Origin of the sequence: Streptomyces sp. SID5469 (assembly GCF_009862865.1) — a bacterium.
Classification (GTDB): Bacteria; Actinomycetota; Actinomycetes; order Streptomycetales; family Streptomycetaceae; genus Streptomyces; species Streptomyces avermitilis.
The window spans coordinates 1,598,562-1,613,295 of record NZ_WWIN01000001.1; the positions used below are offsets into that span (position 1 = coordinate 1,598,562).

15 protein-coding genes are annotated in these 14,734 nt (G+C 72.9%); 8 read left to right on the top strand and 7 right to left on the bottom strand.

All coding sequences use genetic code 11. The features are described from left to right. Positions 1–102: 102 nt before the first annotated feature. Positions 103–639, top strand: coding sequence for a hypothetical protein (locus tag GTY58_RS06875; protein WP_010982728.1), 537 nt, complete (start codon positions 103–105; stop codon positions 637–639). 73 nt (positions 640–712) lie between these two features. Here the strand turns inward: GTY58_RS06875 and GTY58_RS06880 are convergent, their stop codons facing one another. From GTY58_RS06880 to GTY58_RS06895, 4 genes are all read right to left on the bottom strand, one after another. Continuing rightward, positions 713–1,258, bottom strand: coding sequence for a PadR family transcriptional regulator (locus tag GTY58_RS06880; protein WP_010982729.1), 546 nt, complete (start codon positions 1,256–1,258; stop codon positions 713–715). A 42-nt stretch (positions 1,259–1,300) separates the two neighbouring features. After that, the gene (locus GTY58_RS06885) at positions 1,301–3,316 is read right to left on the bottom strand and encodes an NADPH-dependent 2,4-dienoyl-CoA reductase (protein WP_010982730.1); all 2,016 of its coding nucleotides are present in this window, start codon (positions 3,314–3,316) and stop codon (positions 1,301–1,303) included. Between the two features lie 298 nt (positions 3,317–3,614). Then, positions 3,615–4,433: a putative protein N(5)-glutamine methyltransferase gene (locus GTY58_RS06890; protein ID WP_010982731.1), complete on the bottom strand. Its 819-nt coding sequence runs from the start codon at positions 4,431–4,433 to the stop codon at positions 3,615–3,617. Positions 4,434–4,611: 178 nt separating this feature from the next. Next, on the bottom strand, positions 4,612–5,700 hold the full coding sequence (locus GTY58_RS06895; protein ID WP_237528727.1) for a hypothetical protein: 1,089 nt from the start codon (positions 5,698–5,700) through the stop codon (positions 4,612–4,614). Positions 5,701–5,891: 191 nt separating this feature from the next. On the opposite strand from GTY58_RS06895, the gene GTY58_RS06900 reads away from it, so the two are divergent. Then, positions 5,892–6,308 (top strand): MarR family transcriptional regulator, encoded by a 417-nt coding sequence (locus GTY58_RS06900; protein WP_042494276.1) that lies wholly within the window; start codon positions 5,892–5,894, stop codon positions 6,306–6,308. A 39-nt stretch (positions 6,309–6,347) separates the two neighbouring features. Here the strand turns inward: GTY58_RS06900 and GTY58_RS06905 are convergent, their stop codons facing one another. Next, a complete protein-coding gene (locus GTY58_RS06905) occupies positions 6,348–7,073 on the bottom strand; it encodes a GNAT family N-acetyltransferase (RefSeq protein WP_037646270.1) in 726 nt (241 codons plus the stop codon). 176 nt (positions 7,074–7,249) lie between these two features. Beyond that, a complete protein-coding gene (locus GTY58_RS06910) occupies positions 7,250–8,170 on the bottom strand; it encodes an NADP-dependent oxidoreductase (RefSeq protein ID WP_010982735.1) in 921 nt (306 codons plus the stop codon). A gap of 248 nt (positions 8,171–8,418) precedes the next feature. Here GTY58_RS06910 and GTY58_RS06915 point away from each other — a divergent pair, with 248 nt between their 5' ends. Continuing rightward, entirely contained in the window at positions 8,419–9,024 is a 606-nt protein-coding gene (locus tag GTY58_RS06915) for a sulfite oxidase-like oxidoreductase (protein ID WP_010982736.1), read from the top strand. Further along, entirely contained in the window at positions 9,017–9,772 is a 756-nt protein-coding gene (locus GTY58_RS06920) for a ferredoxin reductase (protein WP_010982737.1), read from the top strand. The genes GTY58_RS06915 and GTY58_RS06920 overlap by 8 nt, the downstream gene beginning before the upstream one ends. Before the next feature lie 17 nt (positions 9,773–9,789). Here the strand turns inward: GTY58_RS06920 and GTY58_RS06925 are convergent, their stop codons facing one another. Continuing rightward, a complete protein-coding gene (locus GTY58_RS06925) occupies positions 9,790–10,677 on the bottom strand; it encodes a universal stress protein (RefSeq protein WP_010982738.1) in 888 nt (295 codons plus the stop codon). 387 nt (positions 10,678–11,064) lie between these two features. Here GTY58_RS06925 and GTY58_RS06930 point away from each other — a divergent pair, with 387 nt between their 5' ends. The 4 genes from GTY58_RS06930 (at position 11,065) to GTY58_RS06945 (ending at position 14,697) form a co-directional block, all read left to right on the top strand. Beyond that, positions 11,065–11,649: a hypothetical protein gene (locus GTY58_RS06930; protein ID WP_037646058.1), complete on the top strand. Its 585-nt coding sequence runs from the start codon at positions 11,065–11,067 to the stop codon at positions 11,647–11,649. 321 nt (positions 11,650–11,970) lie between these two features. Then, positions 11,971–12,939 carry an acetylxylan esterase gene (locus GTY58_RS06935; protein WP_010982740.1) on the top strand — a complete coding sequence of 323 codons (969 nt, stop codon included), beginning with the start codon at positions 11,971–11,973 and terminating at the stop codon, positions 12,937–12,939. Further along, complete coding sequence (locus tag GTY58_RS06940; protein WP_010982741.1) at positions 12,936–13,355, top strand: nuclear transport factor 2 family protein; 420 nt, start codon at positions 12,936–12,938, stop codon at positions 13,353–13,355. Before GTY58_RS06935 ends, GTY58_RS06940 begins: the two co-directional genes overlap by 4 nt. Positions 13,356–13,530: 175 nt before the next feature. Beyond that, complete coding sequence (locus GTY58_RS06945; protein WP_010982742.1) at positions 13,531–14,697, top strand: EstA family serine hydrolase; 1,167 nt, start codon at positions 13,531–13,533, stop codon at positions 14,695–14,697. Positions 14,698–14,734: the final 37 nt, after the last annotated feature.

Sequence of the window (14,734 nt, forward strand, 5' to 3'; positions counted from 1 at the left end):
GTCCCAGGGGCGCGTTGGCTCTTCCTGAGGCAGCACGGGCGATTCCCGACCCCAGGCGGCGCAAGGGATGTACCGCCAACCGTGCCGCTGGAGGGCAGTCCTATGCGCACTATTCAGCTGTTCAGCCGTTCCGGCCTGGCCGTGGCGGCCGCCGCGCTTCCTCTCACCCTCGCCTCCCCCGCGGCCGCCGCCTGGAATTCAGGGATCTCGGTGAGCACCAGCGGAAGCAACGTTTCGGTCGCCACCACCACGTGCACCCCGTTCAACGGCAGCCTGGGCAACGCCTCGCTGCTCTCCAGCGGCCAGGCGAACTTCACCCAGGGGCGCCTGGCGATGCTGACCGGGTCGAACATCAGCCAGTCCGGCGTCTGGTCCAACGTGAGTCCGGGCACGTACACGGTCGTGGTGGTCTGCGCGAACGGTTCGACGGCCGGCACCCAGTCCATCATCGTCTCCGGCAGCTCGACGCCCACCATCTCCGCGACGGCCTCGCCCTCGCGCGGGGTCATGGGCGGTGTCGGCGGGTCCGTCGAGCACTACGGCACCATCACCTTCGCGGTGGGCGCGGCCCTGGTGGCCGTCGGCGCCGTGGCGACGGGCTGGTATCTGCGCCGCCGCACCAAGCCGTACCGGCTCTGAACGCGCCGGCTCTGGACGCGTCGGCTCTGGACGCGTCGGCTCTGAACGCGTCGGCGGTGAGCGCGCCGGCCACCTACTCGTGCGCGGGCAACTCCTCGAACTCCGCCAGCGCATGGGTCAGCCACTGCGTCCAGAACGTCTCCAGGTCGATGCCGGCGCGCAGCACGAGATGCCTCAGCCGGTCCTGCGGCGTGTCCTTGCCGGGCCCGAAGTCGCGGTCCTGGATCTCCTCGTACTCCGTCAACTGCCGCTGGTGCAGGGCTAGATGCCGACGCAGGTCGTCCTCGATCCCCTCGGTGCCGACCACCGCCGAGGCGCGCAGCCGCAGCAATAGCGTGTCGCGCAGGGGCTTGGGTTCCTGGGCGGCGGCGGTCCAGCGGGCGAGTTCGGCGCGACCGGCGGGCAGCACCTCGTACGCCTTCTTCTGCCCGCGGGCCGGCTGCTGCGTGGGCAGCGCGCGGATGTAGCCCTCGGCCTCCAGTTTTCCCAGCTCGCGATAGATCTGCTGATGCGTCGCCGACCAGAAGTAACCGATCGACTTGTCGAAGCGGCGGGTCAGCTCGAGCCCCGACGACGGCTTCTCTAGCAGGGCGGTGAGGATCGCGTGCGGGAGTGACATGGGCTCATCCTAGGGACGGTGCCGCGGGGGTCCCCGCGGCTGCTACAGCGCGGCCGCCAGCTCCGTGCCCTGCTTGATGGCGCGCTTGGCGTCCAGTTCGGCGGCCACGTCCGCGCCGCCGATGAGGTGCGCGCGGTGGCCCGCGGCGATCAGTTCCTGGTACAGGTCGCGGCGCGGATCCTGCCCGGTGCACAGGACGACGGTGTCGACCTCCAGGACCTGGCTGTGCCCGTCGACGGTGATGTGCAGCCCGGCGTCGTCGATCCGGTCGTACTGGACGCCCGGGACCATGGTGACGCCACGGTGCTTGAGCTCGGTGCGGTGGATCCAGCCCGTGGTCTTGCCGAGTCCGGCGCCGACCTTGGAGGTCTTGCGCTGGAGGAGGTGGACCGTGCGCGGCGGGGCGGGCCGCTCGGGTGCGCCGAGGCCGCCGGGTGCGCGGTAGTCCATGTCGACGCCCCAGCTGCGGAAGTACGTCGCCGGGTCCTCGCTCGCCTTGTCGCCGCTGTCGGTGAGGTACTCGGCGACGTCGAAGCCGATGCCGCCGGCGCCGAGGACCGCGACGCGGTCGCCCACCGGGGCGCCGTCGCGCAGGACGTCGAGGTAGCCGAGCACGCTCGGGTGGTCGATGCCCGGGATCTCGGGGGTGCGCGGGCTGACGCCGGTGGCGACCACGACCTCCTCGTACGCCGCGACCTGCTCGGAGGTGACGCGGGTGTTCAACCGCACGTCGACGCCGTGCTGTTCGAGCTGGGTACGGAAGTAGCGGAGTGTCTCGTCGAACTCCTGCTTGCCGGGGACCTTGCGGGCGACGTTGAGCTGGCCGCCGATCTCGCTCGCGGCGTCGAAGAGCGTGACGTCGTGCCCGCGTTCGGCCGCGCTGACCGCGCAGGCCAGCCCGGCCGGACCGGCGCCCACCACGGCGACCCGCTTGCGCAGCCGGGTCGGGGACAGGATCAGCTCGGTCTCGTGGCAGGCGCGCGGGTTGACCAGGCAGGAGGTGATCTTCCCGCCGAAGGTGTGGTCGAGGCAGGCCTGGTTGCAGCCGATGCAGGTGTTGATGGCCTCCGGGCGTCCGGCCACGGCCTTGGCGACGAAGTCGGGGTCGGCGAGCATCGGGCGGGCCATCGAGACCATGTCCGCGTGCCCCTCGGCGAGCAACTGCTCAGCCAACTCGGGGGTGTTGATGCGGTTGGTGGTGACGAGGGGGACGGAGACGGCACCCATGACCTTCTTGGTCACCCAGGCGTACGCGCCGCGCGGCACGGAGGTCGCGATGGTGGGGATCCGGGCCTCGTGCCAGCCGATGCCGGTGTTGATGATGGTCGCTCCGGCCGCCTCGACGGCCTGGGCGAGGGTGATGACCTCGTCCAGGGACGATCCGCCGGGAACCAGGTCGAGCATCGACAGCCGGTAGATGATGATGAAGTCCTCGCCGACCGCCTCGCGGACGCGGCGGACGATCTCGACGGGGAAGCGCATGCGGTTCTCGTACGAGCCGCCCCAGCGGTCCTCGCGCCGGTTGGTCTGGGTGGCGATGAACTCGTTGATGAGGTAGCCCTCGGAGCCCATGATCTCGACGCCGTCGTACCCGGCCTGCCGCGCCAGACGGGCGGTGCGCGCGTAGTCGTCGATGGTCCGCTCGATCTCGGCGTCCGTCAGCGCGTGCGGCGGGAAGGGGCTGATCGGCGCCTGGAGGGCGCTGGGCGCGACGAGGTCCTGGTGATAGGCGTAGCGCCCGAAGTGGAGGATCTGCATCGCGATCTTCCCGCCCTCGCGGTGCACGGCCTCCGTGATGGCGGTGTGCTGCTCGGCCTCCGCCTCGGTGGTGAGCTTGGCGCCGCCCTCGTAGGGGCGTCCCGCGTCGTTGGGCGCGATGCCTCCGGTGACGATCAGGCCCACTCCCCCGCGCGCCCGGGCCGCGTAGAACTCCGCCATGCGCTCGAAGCCGCGCTCGGCCTCCTCCAGGCCCACGTGCATGGAGCCCATGAGGACGCGGTTGGGCAGGCTGGTGAAGCCCAGGTCGAGCGGGTTCAGCAGGTGCGGGTAACGGCTCATCGGGGGTCCTCCGTGCGCGGTGTCGTGCGTCTGTTGTAGACGACGGCGCAGGCTTTATGCAACTAGTTGCACAATCAGCGGAGGCACGAGTGGGCACGGTCACAGGGCAGGGGCGGCCACGGCGGCGACGGTCCCGGGGCCGGCCGCCGGCCCCGGCATCGGCTCGCTCGACCGCCTCCGCGGGGCGGACGTCCCGCGCGGGGCGACCGCCGACGGCCGGGCGACGACCGTCGAAGGCACCGCGCACCAGACCGGCACGGTGCGGCCCGATGCCTTCGACGCGATCCCGCGCGACTCCCTACGCCCCCTGGGGCTCCGACGCCCGCCCAGGTCTGGTGCCGATCACGACGTTGGCGCAGAGCTCCTCCGAGACGGCGAGCCGGGCGTCCAGGCCGCCGCGGGTGAACGTCTCGACGGCCAGGGACGCTTGGCGCTCACTCGTCTCGACGAGCAGCGAGCCGCCGGGGGACAGCCACCGGGAGGCCTCGGCGGTGACCCGGCGCAGGATGTCGAGGCCGTCCGAGCCGCCGTCCAGGGCGACCAGGGGTTCGTGGTCGCGGGCCTCCGGCGGCAGGAGGCCGACCTCATCGGTGGGCACGTACGGCACGTTGGCGGCCAGGATGTCCACGCGGCCGCGCAGGTGGCCGGGGAGGGCGGTGAACAGGTCGCCCTCGTGGACGTGACCGCCGCAGGCGGCGAGGTTGCGGCGGGCGCAGCGCACGGCCGCCGGGTCGATGTCGGCGGCGTGCAGTTCGGGGCCGTCGAGCGACGCGGCCAGTGCGGCGGCGACGGCACCCGAGCCGCAGCACAGGTCCACGACGACGGACACCTCACGCGCGAGGGAGACCGCCAGATCGACGAGGAACTCGGTACGGCGGCGGGGCACGAAGACGCCGGGATCCACGGTGATGCGCAGGCCGTGGAACCCGGCCCAGCCCAGGACGTGTTCGAGCGGCAGACCCGCGGCGCGCCGCTCGACCATCGTGGCGATCTCGCCGGGCGTGCGGGCGGTGGAGAGGATCAGCTCCGCCTCGTCCTCGGCGAAGACACAGCCGGCCGAACGGAGCGCGGCCACGACGGCGGAAGCGGAAGAAGAAGCGGAAGAAAGTGGTGGCATGGAAGCCGAGAGCCTTTCGGTGAGCCGAAGGGCGCCCTCGCGATCGCCTAGGGGCGGCGATCCGCACTGCTCGGAGAGGAGAGCACCCGACCTGACACAGCGGTAATGGGTCTCACCTCCTCGACATCCGCCCGGCCGGGGCGATCCACAGCCGGGACGACGACCCTAGCAGGAGCGGTCAGACACCGACGGACTCCTCCAACTCCTCCTCGGCGTCGGCCGGCTCCTCCCCGGCCGCCTTCTCCGCCGACGTCACGCCCACCGGCTTCGCGTGCGTGCGCCGGGGTGCGGCCGCACGGGCCCGTACGCGCTCCACCGCGCCGGCCACGGCGGTGAGCACCAGACCGGCCAGCAGCCAGACCACCAGCCTCCACACGTCGCCCGACAGGCCGTCCCGGCCGAAGTACAGGAGGCTGCGGACGCCTTCCACGAATCCGGCGCCGTTCCAGAAGGCGTGCAGGGTGCCGAAGAAGCCGTTCTGCAGCTCGGGGCGGAACAGGCCGCCGGAGCTGGTGAAGTTGAGCATCACGAAGAGCACCATCATGGCGAGGGTGGTCCAGCGCTTGAGGAACGTGTGGAGGCCCACGCCGATGAAGAGGATGCCCGCCGAGTAGAGCCAGCTCATCCCCCACACCGTCAGCAGGTCGTGGTGCGCGAGGTGGAACACGGGTCCGGCCAGCAGCGCACCGATGACGCTCACCACGCCGGAGACTCCGGCGGCCAGCAGCGCCCGGGCCCTCATGGGCAGCGTGGAGCCCGCGGCGCCGAGCGCGGCGACCGAGGCGTACGAGCCGATGCTCACCGCGATGAGCAGGAAGAACAGTCCCTGGCCCGTGGGGTCGTCGGCGGCCGGCGGCGCCACGTCGGTGACCTTGAGCGGGACGTCCCGCTGGGCGGCGACGGGCGTGAAGACCTTCTCGACGGCGGTGGCACCCATGTCGGACGCGGCCGTGGCGACGACCAGTTCGGGCGTCTTCGCGCTCGGCACATAGGCGCCCGTGATGTCACGGGACTTCAGCAGGTCGACCGCCTCGGCACGGCTCGCGACGGTCCGTACGTCGAGCTTGTCCCCGGCCTCGTCCTTGACCGTCTGGGCGAAGACCTTCGCCTCCGGGGCGGCCCCGACGACGGCGACGGGCAGATGGTTCGGCTCCGGTGTCACGAACGCGCCCATGTAGGCCAGCCCCATGCCGAGACACATCAGCAGGGGGGTGACCAGGTGCGTGAGCACATGACGCAGCGCCGGCGACCGCAGCCCGGTGTCCATGTGAACCCTCCTAAAGGTTGGCTTATACAACTCTCACTCAAGTTGTACTATACAACTAGGAGACGGAAGGAGGGGCCGTGAAGACAGTCGAAGGGCCCGATGAGACCGTTGTCACCGTCGAGGAACCCGGCGCGCACGGCGCGCACGGCGGGTCGGACGCGGAGGCGGCCGTCGAGACCATCCAGCGCGAGATGACGGCCTTCGCCCGCCGTGCCCGGGCCTCGGCGGGCCGGATGCACCCCGAGTTGTCGCTGGTGTCGTACACCCTGCTCGGGCACCTGGAGGAGAGCGGCGGCTGCCGCGCCACGGACCTCGCCACGCACTACACACTCGACAAGTCCACGGTGAGCCGTCAGGTGGCGGCACTGGAGCGCACGGGGCTCATCGAGCGGCGGCTCGATCCCGAGGACCACCGGGTACAGGTGCTGCATCTGACACAGGCGGGCCGAAGGATCCTGGCCCAGGTCACCGAGAGCCGCCGGGAGGCGTTCCACGAGCGCCTCGCCGACTGGCCGAAGGAGGATCTGGAGCGTTTCGCGGCCTATCTGCTGCGCTACAACGCGGCGGCGGGCGAGGGCCCGCTCAAGGAGAGGTCGGCGGACGGCTGACCCGTACCCCCTCGAGCGGCCCTCGTGGACTCCGCCTGCTCAGACACCCACTTGGCGGCCGGCCGGCACGTGCTCGGGCACCCGGGCCGCGAGGAACCTGGTCGTGCGGCGCAGCCGGAAGCCCAGGGCCTCGTAGAGGCGGATGGCGTTGGTGTTGCCCGCGCCGGTGTGCAGGAACGGGGTCTCGCCGCGTTCGCGGATGCCGTGGGCGACGGCCAGGACCAATCGGCCGGCCAGGCCCTCGCCGCGGAACTCCGGGTCGGTGCAGACCGCGCTGATCTCGGTCCAGCCCGGCGGATGCAGCCGCTCCCCCGCCATCGCGACGAGGGCGCCGCCCCGGCGGATCCCGAGATAGGTGCCGAGTTCCACGGTGCGTGGCAGGAAGGGGCCGGGCCTGGTGCGCTCGACCAGGTCCAGCATCTCGGGCACGTCCTCGGGGCCGAGGCGTACCGCCTCCGCGTCCGGGGCCGCCGCGATCCCGTTGTCGACGAGCTGGACGCCCGCGATGTCGAAGGTCACCTCCCAGCCGTCCGGGGCCCGGCCGCGGAACCCGGCGAGGGGCGCCTCTTCACCGGGCCCGACCAGCGCGGCGAGATCGGCCCAGTCGTCGGCATCGGGCTCGTCGGGCAGGCCCAGCCACGGCGAGACGTCGACGGGGTAGCGCAGGACACGGCCCCGGCGTTCGGCGAAGTGGGCGTGCGGGCCGGTGAGCGAGGCGAGCGCGGGGTTGTCGAGGACGTGGCGCTCCGGGCGCGGGCCGGCGATGTCCCGTGCGGGACGCGCTGCGGTCTCGCCGCTCACGTCGAGGGCGCGACGGTCGTCGCTCTGCCCCCTCACATCCAGCACATGGCCCTCGGCGCTCCGCCCGCGCACCTGCGGGACGCGGTCCCCGGCGCTCCGTCCGGCCTCCTCCGGCGCGCGGCCGTCGGTGTCCTGTGCGCTCATTCGGCGACCTCGATCACGACCTTGCCGCGGGCGTGGCCTTCCTCGACCGTGCGCAGGGCCTCGGCGGCCAGTTCGAGCGGGAATGTCCGCGTCACGTACGGCTTCAGCTCACCGCCGACGGCGAGCGCGGCCACGGCGTCCAGCACGGCCGCGGTGCGGGCCCGTGCCACCGGCGCGCCGCCCAGCCGCGCGACGGTCTCCCGGTCGGCGCCGGTGATCAGCTTCGTGCGGTCGGTGAGCAGCGTGGCCGCGGCCTCCAGGACCTCGCCGCCGACGAGGTCGAACACAGCGTCCACGTCGCCCGGAGCCGCCGCGCGCACCCGCTCGGCCAGCTCGGGACCGGAGGGCACGTGCACGGCGCTGAGCGATTCGACGAGGTCCTTCTTGGCCTCGCTCGCGACCCCCACGACCCGCAGTCCCGCGGCCCGAGCGAGCTGGACGGCCGCGACACCCACGCCCCCGCCCGCGCCGGTGATCAGCAGCGTCGCACCGGAGGGCAGGCCGAGCTGGCGGACGCCGTCGTACGCGGTCGCCGCCGCGACGGGCAGGGTCGCGGCGTCCGTGAAGGACAGCCCGGCGGGTTTGTGCGCGGTCGTCGTCACCGGCAGCACCGCGTACTGGGCGTATCCGCCGGCCACCGGGTTGCCGAAGACCTCGTCGCCGACGGCGAAGCCGGTCACGCCCTCGCCGGTCTCCTCGACGACGCCGGATACCTCGTTGCCGAAGACGGCGGGCAGTTCGCGGGCCGGGCCGCCGGGGCGCCGGTAACCGGTGCGCTGCTTCCAGTCGACCGGGTTCACGCCCGCCGCGCGCACCGCGACGACGAGCTGTCCCGGGCCGGCGCTCGGCCGGTCCAGATCGACGAGCGCCTCGGTCTCCGGGCCGCCGTACCGCGTGAACACGTACGCCTTGGGCATCTGCTCCCTCACTCTCCTTCGCTGTCACCGAGTGACCGGCTGCCAGGGCCACCGGCGTCGGCACTCAACGGCAAGGGAGATCGCTGGACGGCTATTCCCGGGCCGCCGAAGAGTTCATACGGCCGCAACGATCGGCCGTCCGACAAGGGCGGGGGCGCCGTCGCCGACCGCGTACGGTTGAATGCGTAAGTACTGATCACGTCCGGCCGGCGGGCCGCCGCTCGGACGGCCTGGAGGCACCACCCGCAATGAACGTCACCCGAGGCTTCACGGGGCGCCCGCGCGTCCATCATCCCGGACTGCCGCCCGGCCAGTACGACGCGGGCGACGACTGGCCCGTCCTGTCCGCCGAGGTCACGCCGGACCTGGCGGCGGCCGACTGGTCCTTCCGGATCGACGGTCTGGTGGCCGAGCCGCGCACCTGGAGCTGGGACGCGGCGCACGCGCTGGCGCCGTCCGCCTACGAGGGCGACATCCACTGCGTGACCAGCTGGTCGAAGTTCGGGGTGCGCTTCGGGGGTGTGTCGCTGGACGCGTTCCTGGGTCTCGTACGCCCGGACGCGACCGCCACCCACGCCGTCGCCTACTCGCACACCGGGTACACCACGAACCTGCCGCTGACGGATCTCACCGGGGGGCGCGCCTGGATCGCGTGGGAGTACGACGGCAGGCCGCTGCCCGCCGAGCACGGCGGCCCGGCGCGGCTGCTCGTGCCGCATCTGTACTTCTGGAAGAGCGCCAAGTGGATCGCGGGCCTCAGGATCCTCGACCACGACGAGCCGGGCTTCTGGGAGCAGAACGGCTATCACGCCCGCGGCAACCCCTGGGAAGAGCAGCGTTACTCCGGTGACTGAGACCTTCGTACCCCCGACCCGGTTCGCCGTGCCCGGCCGGATCGCCGTGAGCAACCGGGCAGCGGCCGTCTGGCAGACCGCCACGCTCACCGAGATCCGCCGTGAGACGCCGCACGCCGCCACCTTCCGGTTCGCGGTGCCCGGCTGGCAGGGCCATCTGCCCGGCCAGCACCTGATGCTGCGGCTGACGGCCGAGGACGGCTACGGGGCGCAGCGGCACTACTCGATCGCGTCGCCGCCCGAGGACGCCGGGCACATCGAGCTGACGCTGGACCATGTCGAGGGCGGCGAGGTCTCCGGCTGGTTCCACACGGTGGCCGAGCCCGGTGACGAGGTGCAGGTGCGCGGTCCGCTCAGCGGCTTCTTCGCGTGGCCCGGCGACCGGCCCGCGCTGCTGATCGGCGCGGGCTCCGGTGTCGTACCGCTGATGTCGATGGTGCGCCATCACCGGGCGCAGGGGTCGACGGTGCCGTTGCGGCTGCTCGTCTCGGCGCGCAGCCCGCAGGAGCTGATCTACGCCCGCGAGTACGGCGACGAGACCACGCCCGTCTTCACCCGCGACGCCGCGGCGGGGGTGCCCGTGGGCCGTATGTCGGCCGCCCATGTGGCGCCGCTCCTGGACCGGGCGCCTCCTGGTGGGTGGGAGGCCTATGTGTGCGGCTCCAACGGGTTCGCGGAGCATGCCTCGCGGCTGCTCGTCGAGGCCGGTCAGCCGGTGCACCGTATCCGGATCGAGCGCTTCGGCTGACCTCCCGCGTGGGGCCGTCAGCAGTGCGGGACCACGGCCACCGGACAGCCTGCGTGGTGGATCAGGGAGCGGGCGGCCCGGCCCAGGCCCGGTGCCGACGTACGGCGGCCGATCACCAGGAGCCCGGCCCGGATGGACGCCCTGAGCAGGTGGTGTCCGGGATGACCGGGGATCACCCGCTCCAGGACGTCGGTCCCCGGAAACTTGTGCCGCCAGGGTTGCAGCGTCGTCGTCAGCGTCCGCCGCGCGCCCTCCTCCCGCTCGGCCGCGTCGCCGGGCAGCGGCGCTCCGGGCGCGTGTCCCGTCGGCGGGAGTGTCGTCCAGGTGTGCACCACGTGCAGCGGCGCCGAGCGCACGGCCGCCGCCTCGAAGGCGTAGGCGATCAGCCGGTCGGCCGGGTGGTCCAGGTCGAGGCCGAGGACGACCGGCAGATACGCGGCCCGGCCGGGCGGTGTGCCGTCGTCGGCCGGCATCCGCTCGTCCTCGGCCAGTTCGCCCGTGCGCACGAGCACGACCGGGCGCGCGGCGCGGGCCGCGACGGCGAGGGCCACCGAGCCCACGAGGAATCCCGCGAATCCGGTGAATCCCCGGGAGCCGAGGACGAGCGTCTCCGCCTCCGCTGCCGCCGCCAGCAGCGCCGGGACCGCGGGTGTCTCGGTACGGCGGGCGATGATGTCCAACGCCGGGTGCGCGTAAGCCAGTTGGACCGCGGCCCGGTCGAGGGCGGTGCGCGCGGGCAGGTCGACGTCCGGCACGGGGGCGGGGACGGGCGGTTCGGCGCCCGCGTGCAGCAGGCGCAGCGGGAGTCGGCGGCGTTCGGCCTCGCGTGCGGCCCAGTCGGCGGCGTCGAGGCCGGTGCGCGATCCGTCGATGCCGACGGTGATGGTGCGGGTGCCGGAGGTCATGGCTCCTGCCTTTCGGATTTCGACGATCGACCGTTCCGGGAGGCGTGCACGCGGGGTGCGCGAGGCGTGCGCGCGGGGTGCTGCTTGTGGTGACGGCTGAGGCGCGTGGGGATGTTGTGGCGGCGGGGAGGGCGCACCGGGGTGTTCCCGGCGGCGGTGGGGGCACCCGGGGTGCTGGGCATCCTTCGCCATGCGGGCTCCTTCTCCTCACGCGACCGATGCGCGGGTTCCACGGGGTGCGCGGATCAGTCGTACAGGCGGACAATCAGCACCAGGCCCCTTGTGGGCGCTGCCGTCGGGCGCACCGCGCCGGGAGAGGTGTACCTGCCGGGCCAGGTTCCGTTCGGCCCCTTCCCGGGCCGGGCGGAGGCGGCGAGGAGGTCGGACATGCGAACCCGGATGCGGTACCGGTATGAACGTCGTAATCCGCTGCGGCGCCGCTCGGACGTCGTCGAGGCGTGGACGGCCCTGGTCGTCGCCGTGCTGCTGTTCGTCGCCGCGCCGCTCGCCGGTGCGGCCGTGGGCTGGTGGGCGTACGACAGCTCGCACTCGCTCGCCACGGCCCAGCGGGCCGAGCGGCGGCATGTCTCCGCGACCCTCGTCGAGAACGCTCCCGCCGCGGTCCCGTCCGTCCAGGACAGCAAGGAGCCGCTGTACCAGGTGAAGGTGCGCTGGACCGAGCCGGGCCGGGGCGCGCGCACCGGACCGGCCATGGTCCCGGCGGGCTCCCTGCGCGGCGAACGGACCGATGTGTGGCTGGACGGCCGGGGCAGGAGCGTCGCGCCGCCGGTGACCGACACCCTGGTCTGGCAGCACGCGGTGACGTCGGGCGTGTGGACCACGGGCGGCGTCGTGGGCCTGGTCCTGCTCGCCCGGATCGCCGAGCGCCGGATCGCCGAACGGCACCGCATGGCCGAGTGGGAGGAGGAATGGGCGCGTACGGGCCCGGAGTGGAGGAAGCGGACCGCGTGACGGCGCCCGGGTACGCCCGGGGCGCCCCGGTCAGCGCCCGGTAGCAGGGCTCCGGGAGTCTCCCGCCTGTCTCGGGCCGGGTTCCCGCGACGTCGGCAGCCGCGACCCGGCCCGCACCGATCGCCGGCCAACCGCCGGAGATCTCGCGCTCCCCGTCCGCGACGAGCGGCCGGAGGTCCTTCCCGACCAGATCCGGACGGCCGTGCCGGAGCCGGTCACCGTCCTGTCCTGGCAAGGCCTGGCGGCCCCCTCGGCAGCCCCCGTACGGTGTGATCATCCGCGCTCATGGCCAGACACTCATGACATCAAAGGTGGTCCCTCATGGCCCTGTTCGACCTGCCTCTCGACCAGCTCCGCGGTTATCGCAGCGCGTCGGCCGAGCCCGAGGACTTCGACGCCTTCTGGGCCAAGACGCTCCAGGAGGCCCGCCAGTACGACCTCGGTCCCCGTTTCGAGCCGGTCGAGACGCACCTCGAGACGGTCGAGGTGTACGACGTCACGTTCGCCGGGTTCGACGGTCACCCGGTGAAGGGCTGGCTGACGCTGCCCGCCCGGGCGAACGCGCCGCTGCCGACGGTCGTGGAGTTCATCGGGTACGGCGGCGGACGCGGCCTTCCGCACACGCATCTGCTGTGGGCCTCGGCCGGCTTCGCGCACTTCGTGATGGACACACGGGGCCAGGGCAGCGCGTGGGGCGGCGGTGACACTCCCGACCCGGTGGGCAGCGGGCCCGCTTTCCCCGGATTCATGACCCGGGGGGTGGAGGACCCCGAAAGCTACTACTACCGGCGGCTGTTCACCGACGGCGTCCGTGCCGTGGAGGCGGCCCGGGCCCATCCCCTGACCGACTCCGCCCGCGTCGCGGCCGTCGGCACCAGCCAGGGCGGCGGCATCACGATCGCGGTGGGCGGCCTGGTCCCCGACCTGGCCGCGGTCGCGCCGGACGTGCCGTTCCTGTGCGACTTCCCGCGCGCGACGACGCTGACGGACCGCGACCCGTACCGCGAGATCGGCAGGTACCTCAAGACGAACCGCGGCCGCACGGAGCAGGTGCAGCGCACGCTGTCCTACTTCGACGGCGTGCACTTCGCCGCCCGCGGGAGCGCTCCCGCGCTCTTCTCCGCGGCCCTCGAGGACCAGACGTGCCCGCCGTCCACCGTCTTCGCCGCCTTCAACGCGTGGGCGCACGCCGACAAGGCGATCGAGGTGTACGACTTCAACGACCACGAGGGCGGCGGCCCCTATCAGGAGGCGGCACAGCTGCGCTGGCTGCCGGACCGTCTTCGATGAGCATGAGCCGGGCGGCGACGGCCGAGGCGGCCCGGCGGTTCGTGGCGGTGTGGGAGCGGGCCTGGGCGGCGCACGACGTGGACGCGATCGTCGGCCTGTACGCCGAGGACTGCGTCCACCGCTCGATGCCGTTCCGCGAGCCGCACCGGGGCCGCGCCGCACTCGCCGAGTACATCCGCTGGTCGTTCGCGGCCGAGCGGACCCAGGACGTGCGCTTCTCCGAGCCCGTCGTCGGCGACGACGGGCTCGCGGTCGCGGAGTTCCGGGTGCTGGCCGAGGAGGACGGCACGCCCTCGACACTCGCCGGCTGCGTCTTCGTACGCTTCGACGCGAGCGGCCTGGCCGTGGAGACCCGTGACTACTGGCACACCGTCACAGGCCACAAGGAGCCCACCGGTTCGATGTTCCTGAGGTGAGTTGGGGCTGACGTGGGGCTGACGTCGGGCCGGCTCGGGCCGACTTGGGGCCTCGGCCCGGTGGTGGCGCGACATCCGTCCGCGTCCGACGGCTTCCGTCCGGTCCGACCAGTCGGTACGTTCAGCACGCCCGGTCCCACGGCCGGGCCACCCGGACCCGGACGACGGAGGACCCATGTCCCAGCAGGTGCCACAGGTTCAAGGCCGGTGCGACGAGCGCTTCACGGCGGTGCGCGAGGCGTTCGAGGGGAACTTCCGCGAGCGGGGTGAGCTGGGGGCGGCGGTGGCCGTCACGCTCGGCGGCGAGACCGTGGTGGATCTGTGGGGCGGCTGGGCCGACGCGGCGCGCACCCGCCCCTGGGAGCGGGAGACGCTGGTCAACGTGTGGTCGACGTCGAAGGGCCCGACGTCCCTCTGCGCGCACATCCTGGCCGACCGCGGGCTGCTCGACTTCGACGCCCCGGTGGCCGCGTACTGGCCGGAGTTCGCGGCGGCGGGCAAGGAGTCCGTCCTCGTACGGCATCTGCTGTCGCACCGCGCGGGCCTCGCGGGACTGCGCGAGCCGCATTCCGTCGAGCAGCTGTACGACTGGGAGCTGACCGCGCAGCGGCTTGCGGCGCAGGAGCCCTGGTGGGAGCCGGGAACGCGGTCCGGTTATCACGCGATGACGTTCGGCTTCCTCGTCGGCGAGGTGGTGCGACGGGTGTCGGGGCTGCTGCCGGGTGCCTTCCTGGAGCGGGAGGTGACCGGGCCGCTCGCCATCGACTTCACGATCGGGCTGCCGGAGAAGGAGGCGGACCGGGCCGCGGAGCTGGTGCATCCGCGGGCCGCGGCGACCAGTGAACAGGCGGCGATCTTCTCCCAGTTGGCGCCGGTGGCCCTGGCCGCGCTGCTCAACCCCGTGGTCGGCGCCACCGAGGGCAACACCGAGCAGTGGCGGGCCGCGGAGATCCCGGCGGCGAACGGCCACGGCACGGCGCGCGCGGTCGCCGCGCTGTACGGGATCTTCGCCGGGCGGGGCTCGTGGGACGGACGGCCGATACTCTCCCCCGAGGCCGCCGAGCGGGTGCGCGAGGGCCAGGGCAGCTGCCGTGACCTGGTGCTGGGTGCCGGGTTCGAGAGTGAGACGGAGATCGGCCTCGGCCTCTGGCTCAGCGGGTCCAACGGATCGTACGGTCCCAACCCGAAGGCTTTCGGTCACGACGGCTTCGGCGGCTCCTGCGGTCTCGCCGACCCGGAGGCGGGTGTCTCGCTGGGGTACGTGATGAACCGCATGGGCCCGCACATCGCCGACGACCCAAGGAAGATGGCGCTTGTCGACGCCCTGTACCGCGCGCTCTGAGGCCGTCGCGAGCAGGCCGGGCGACGCGGGTCGGATT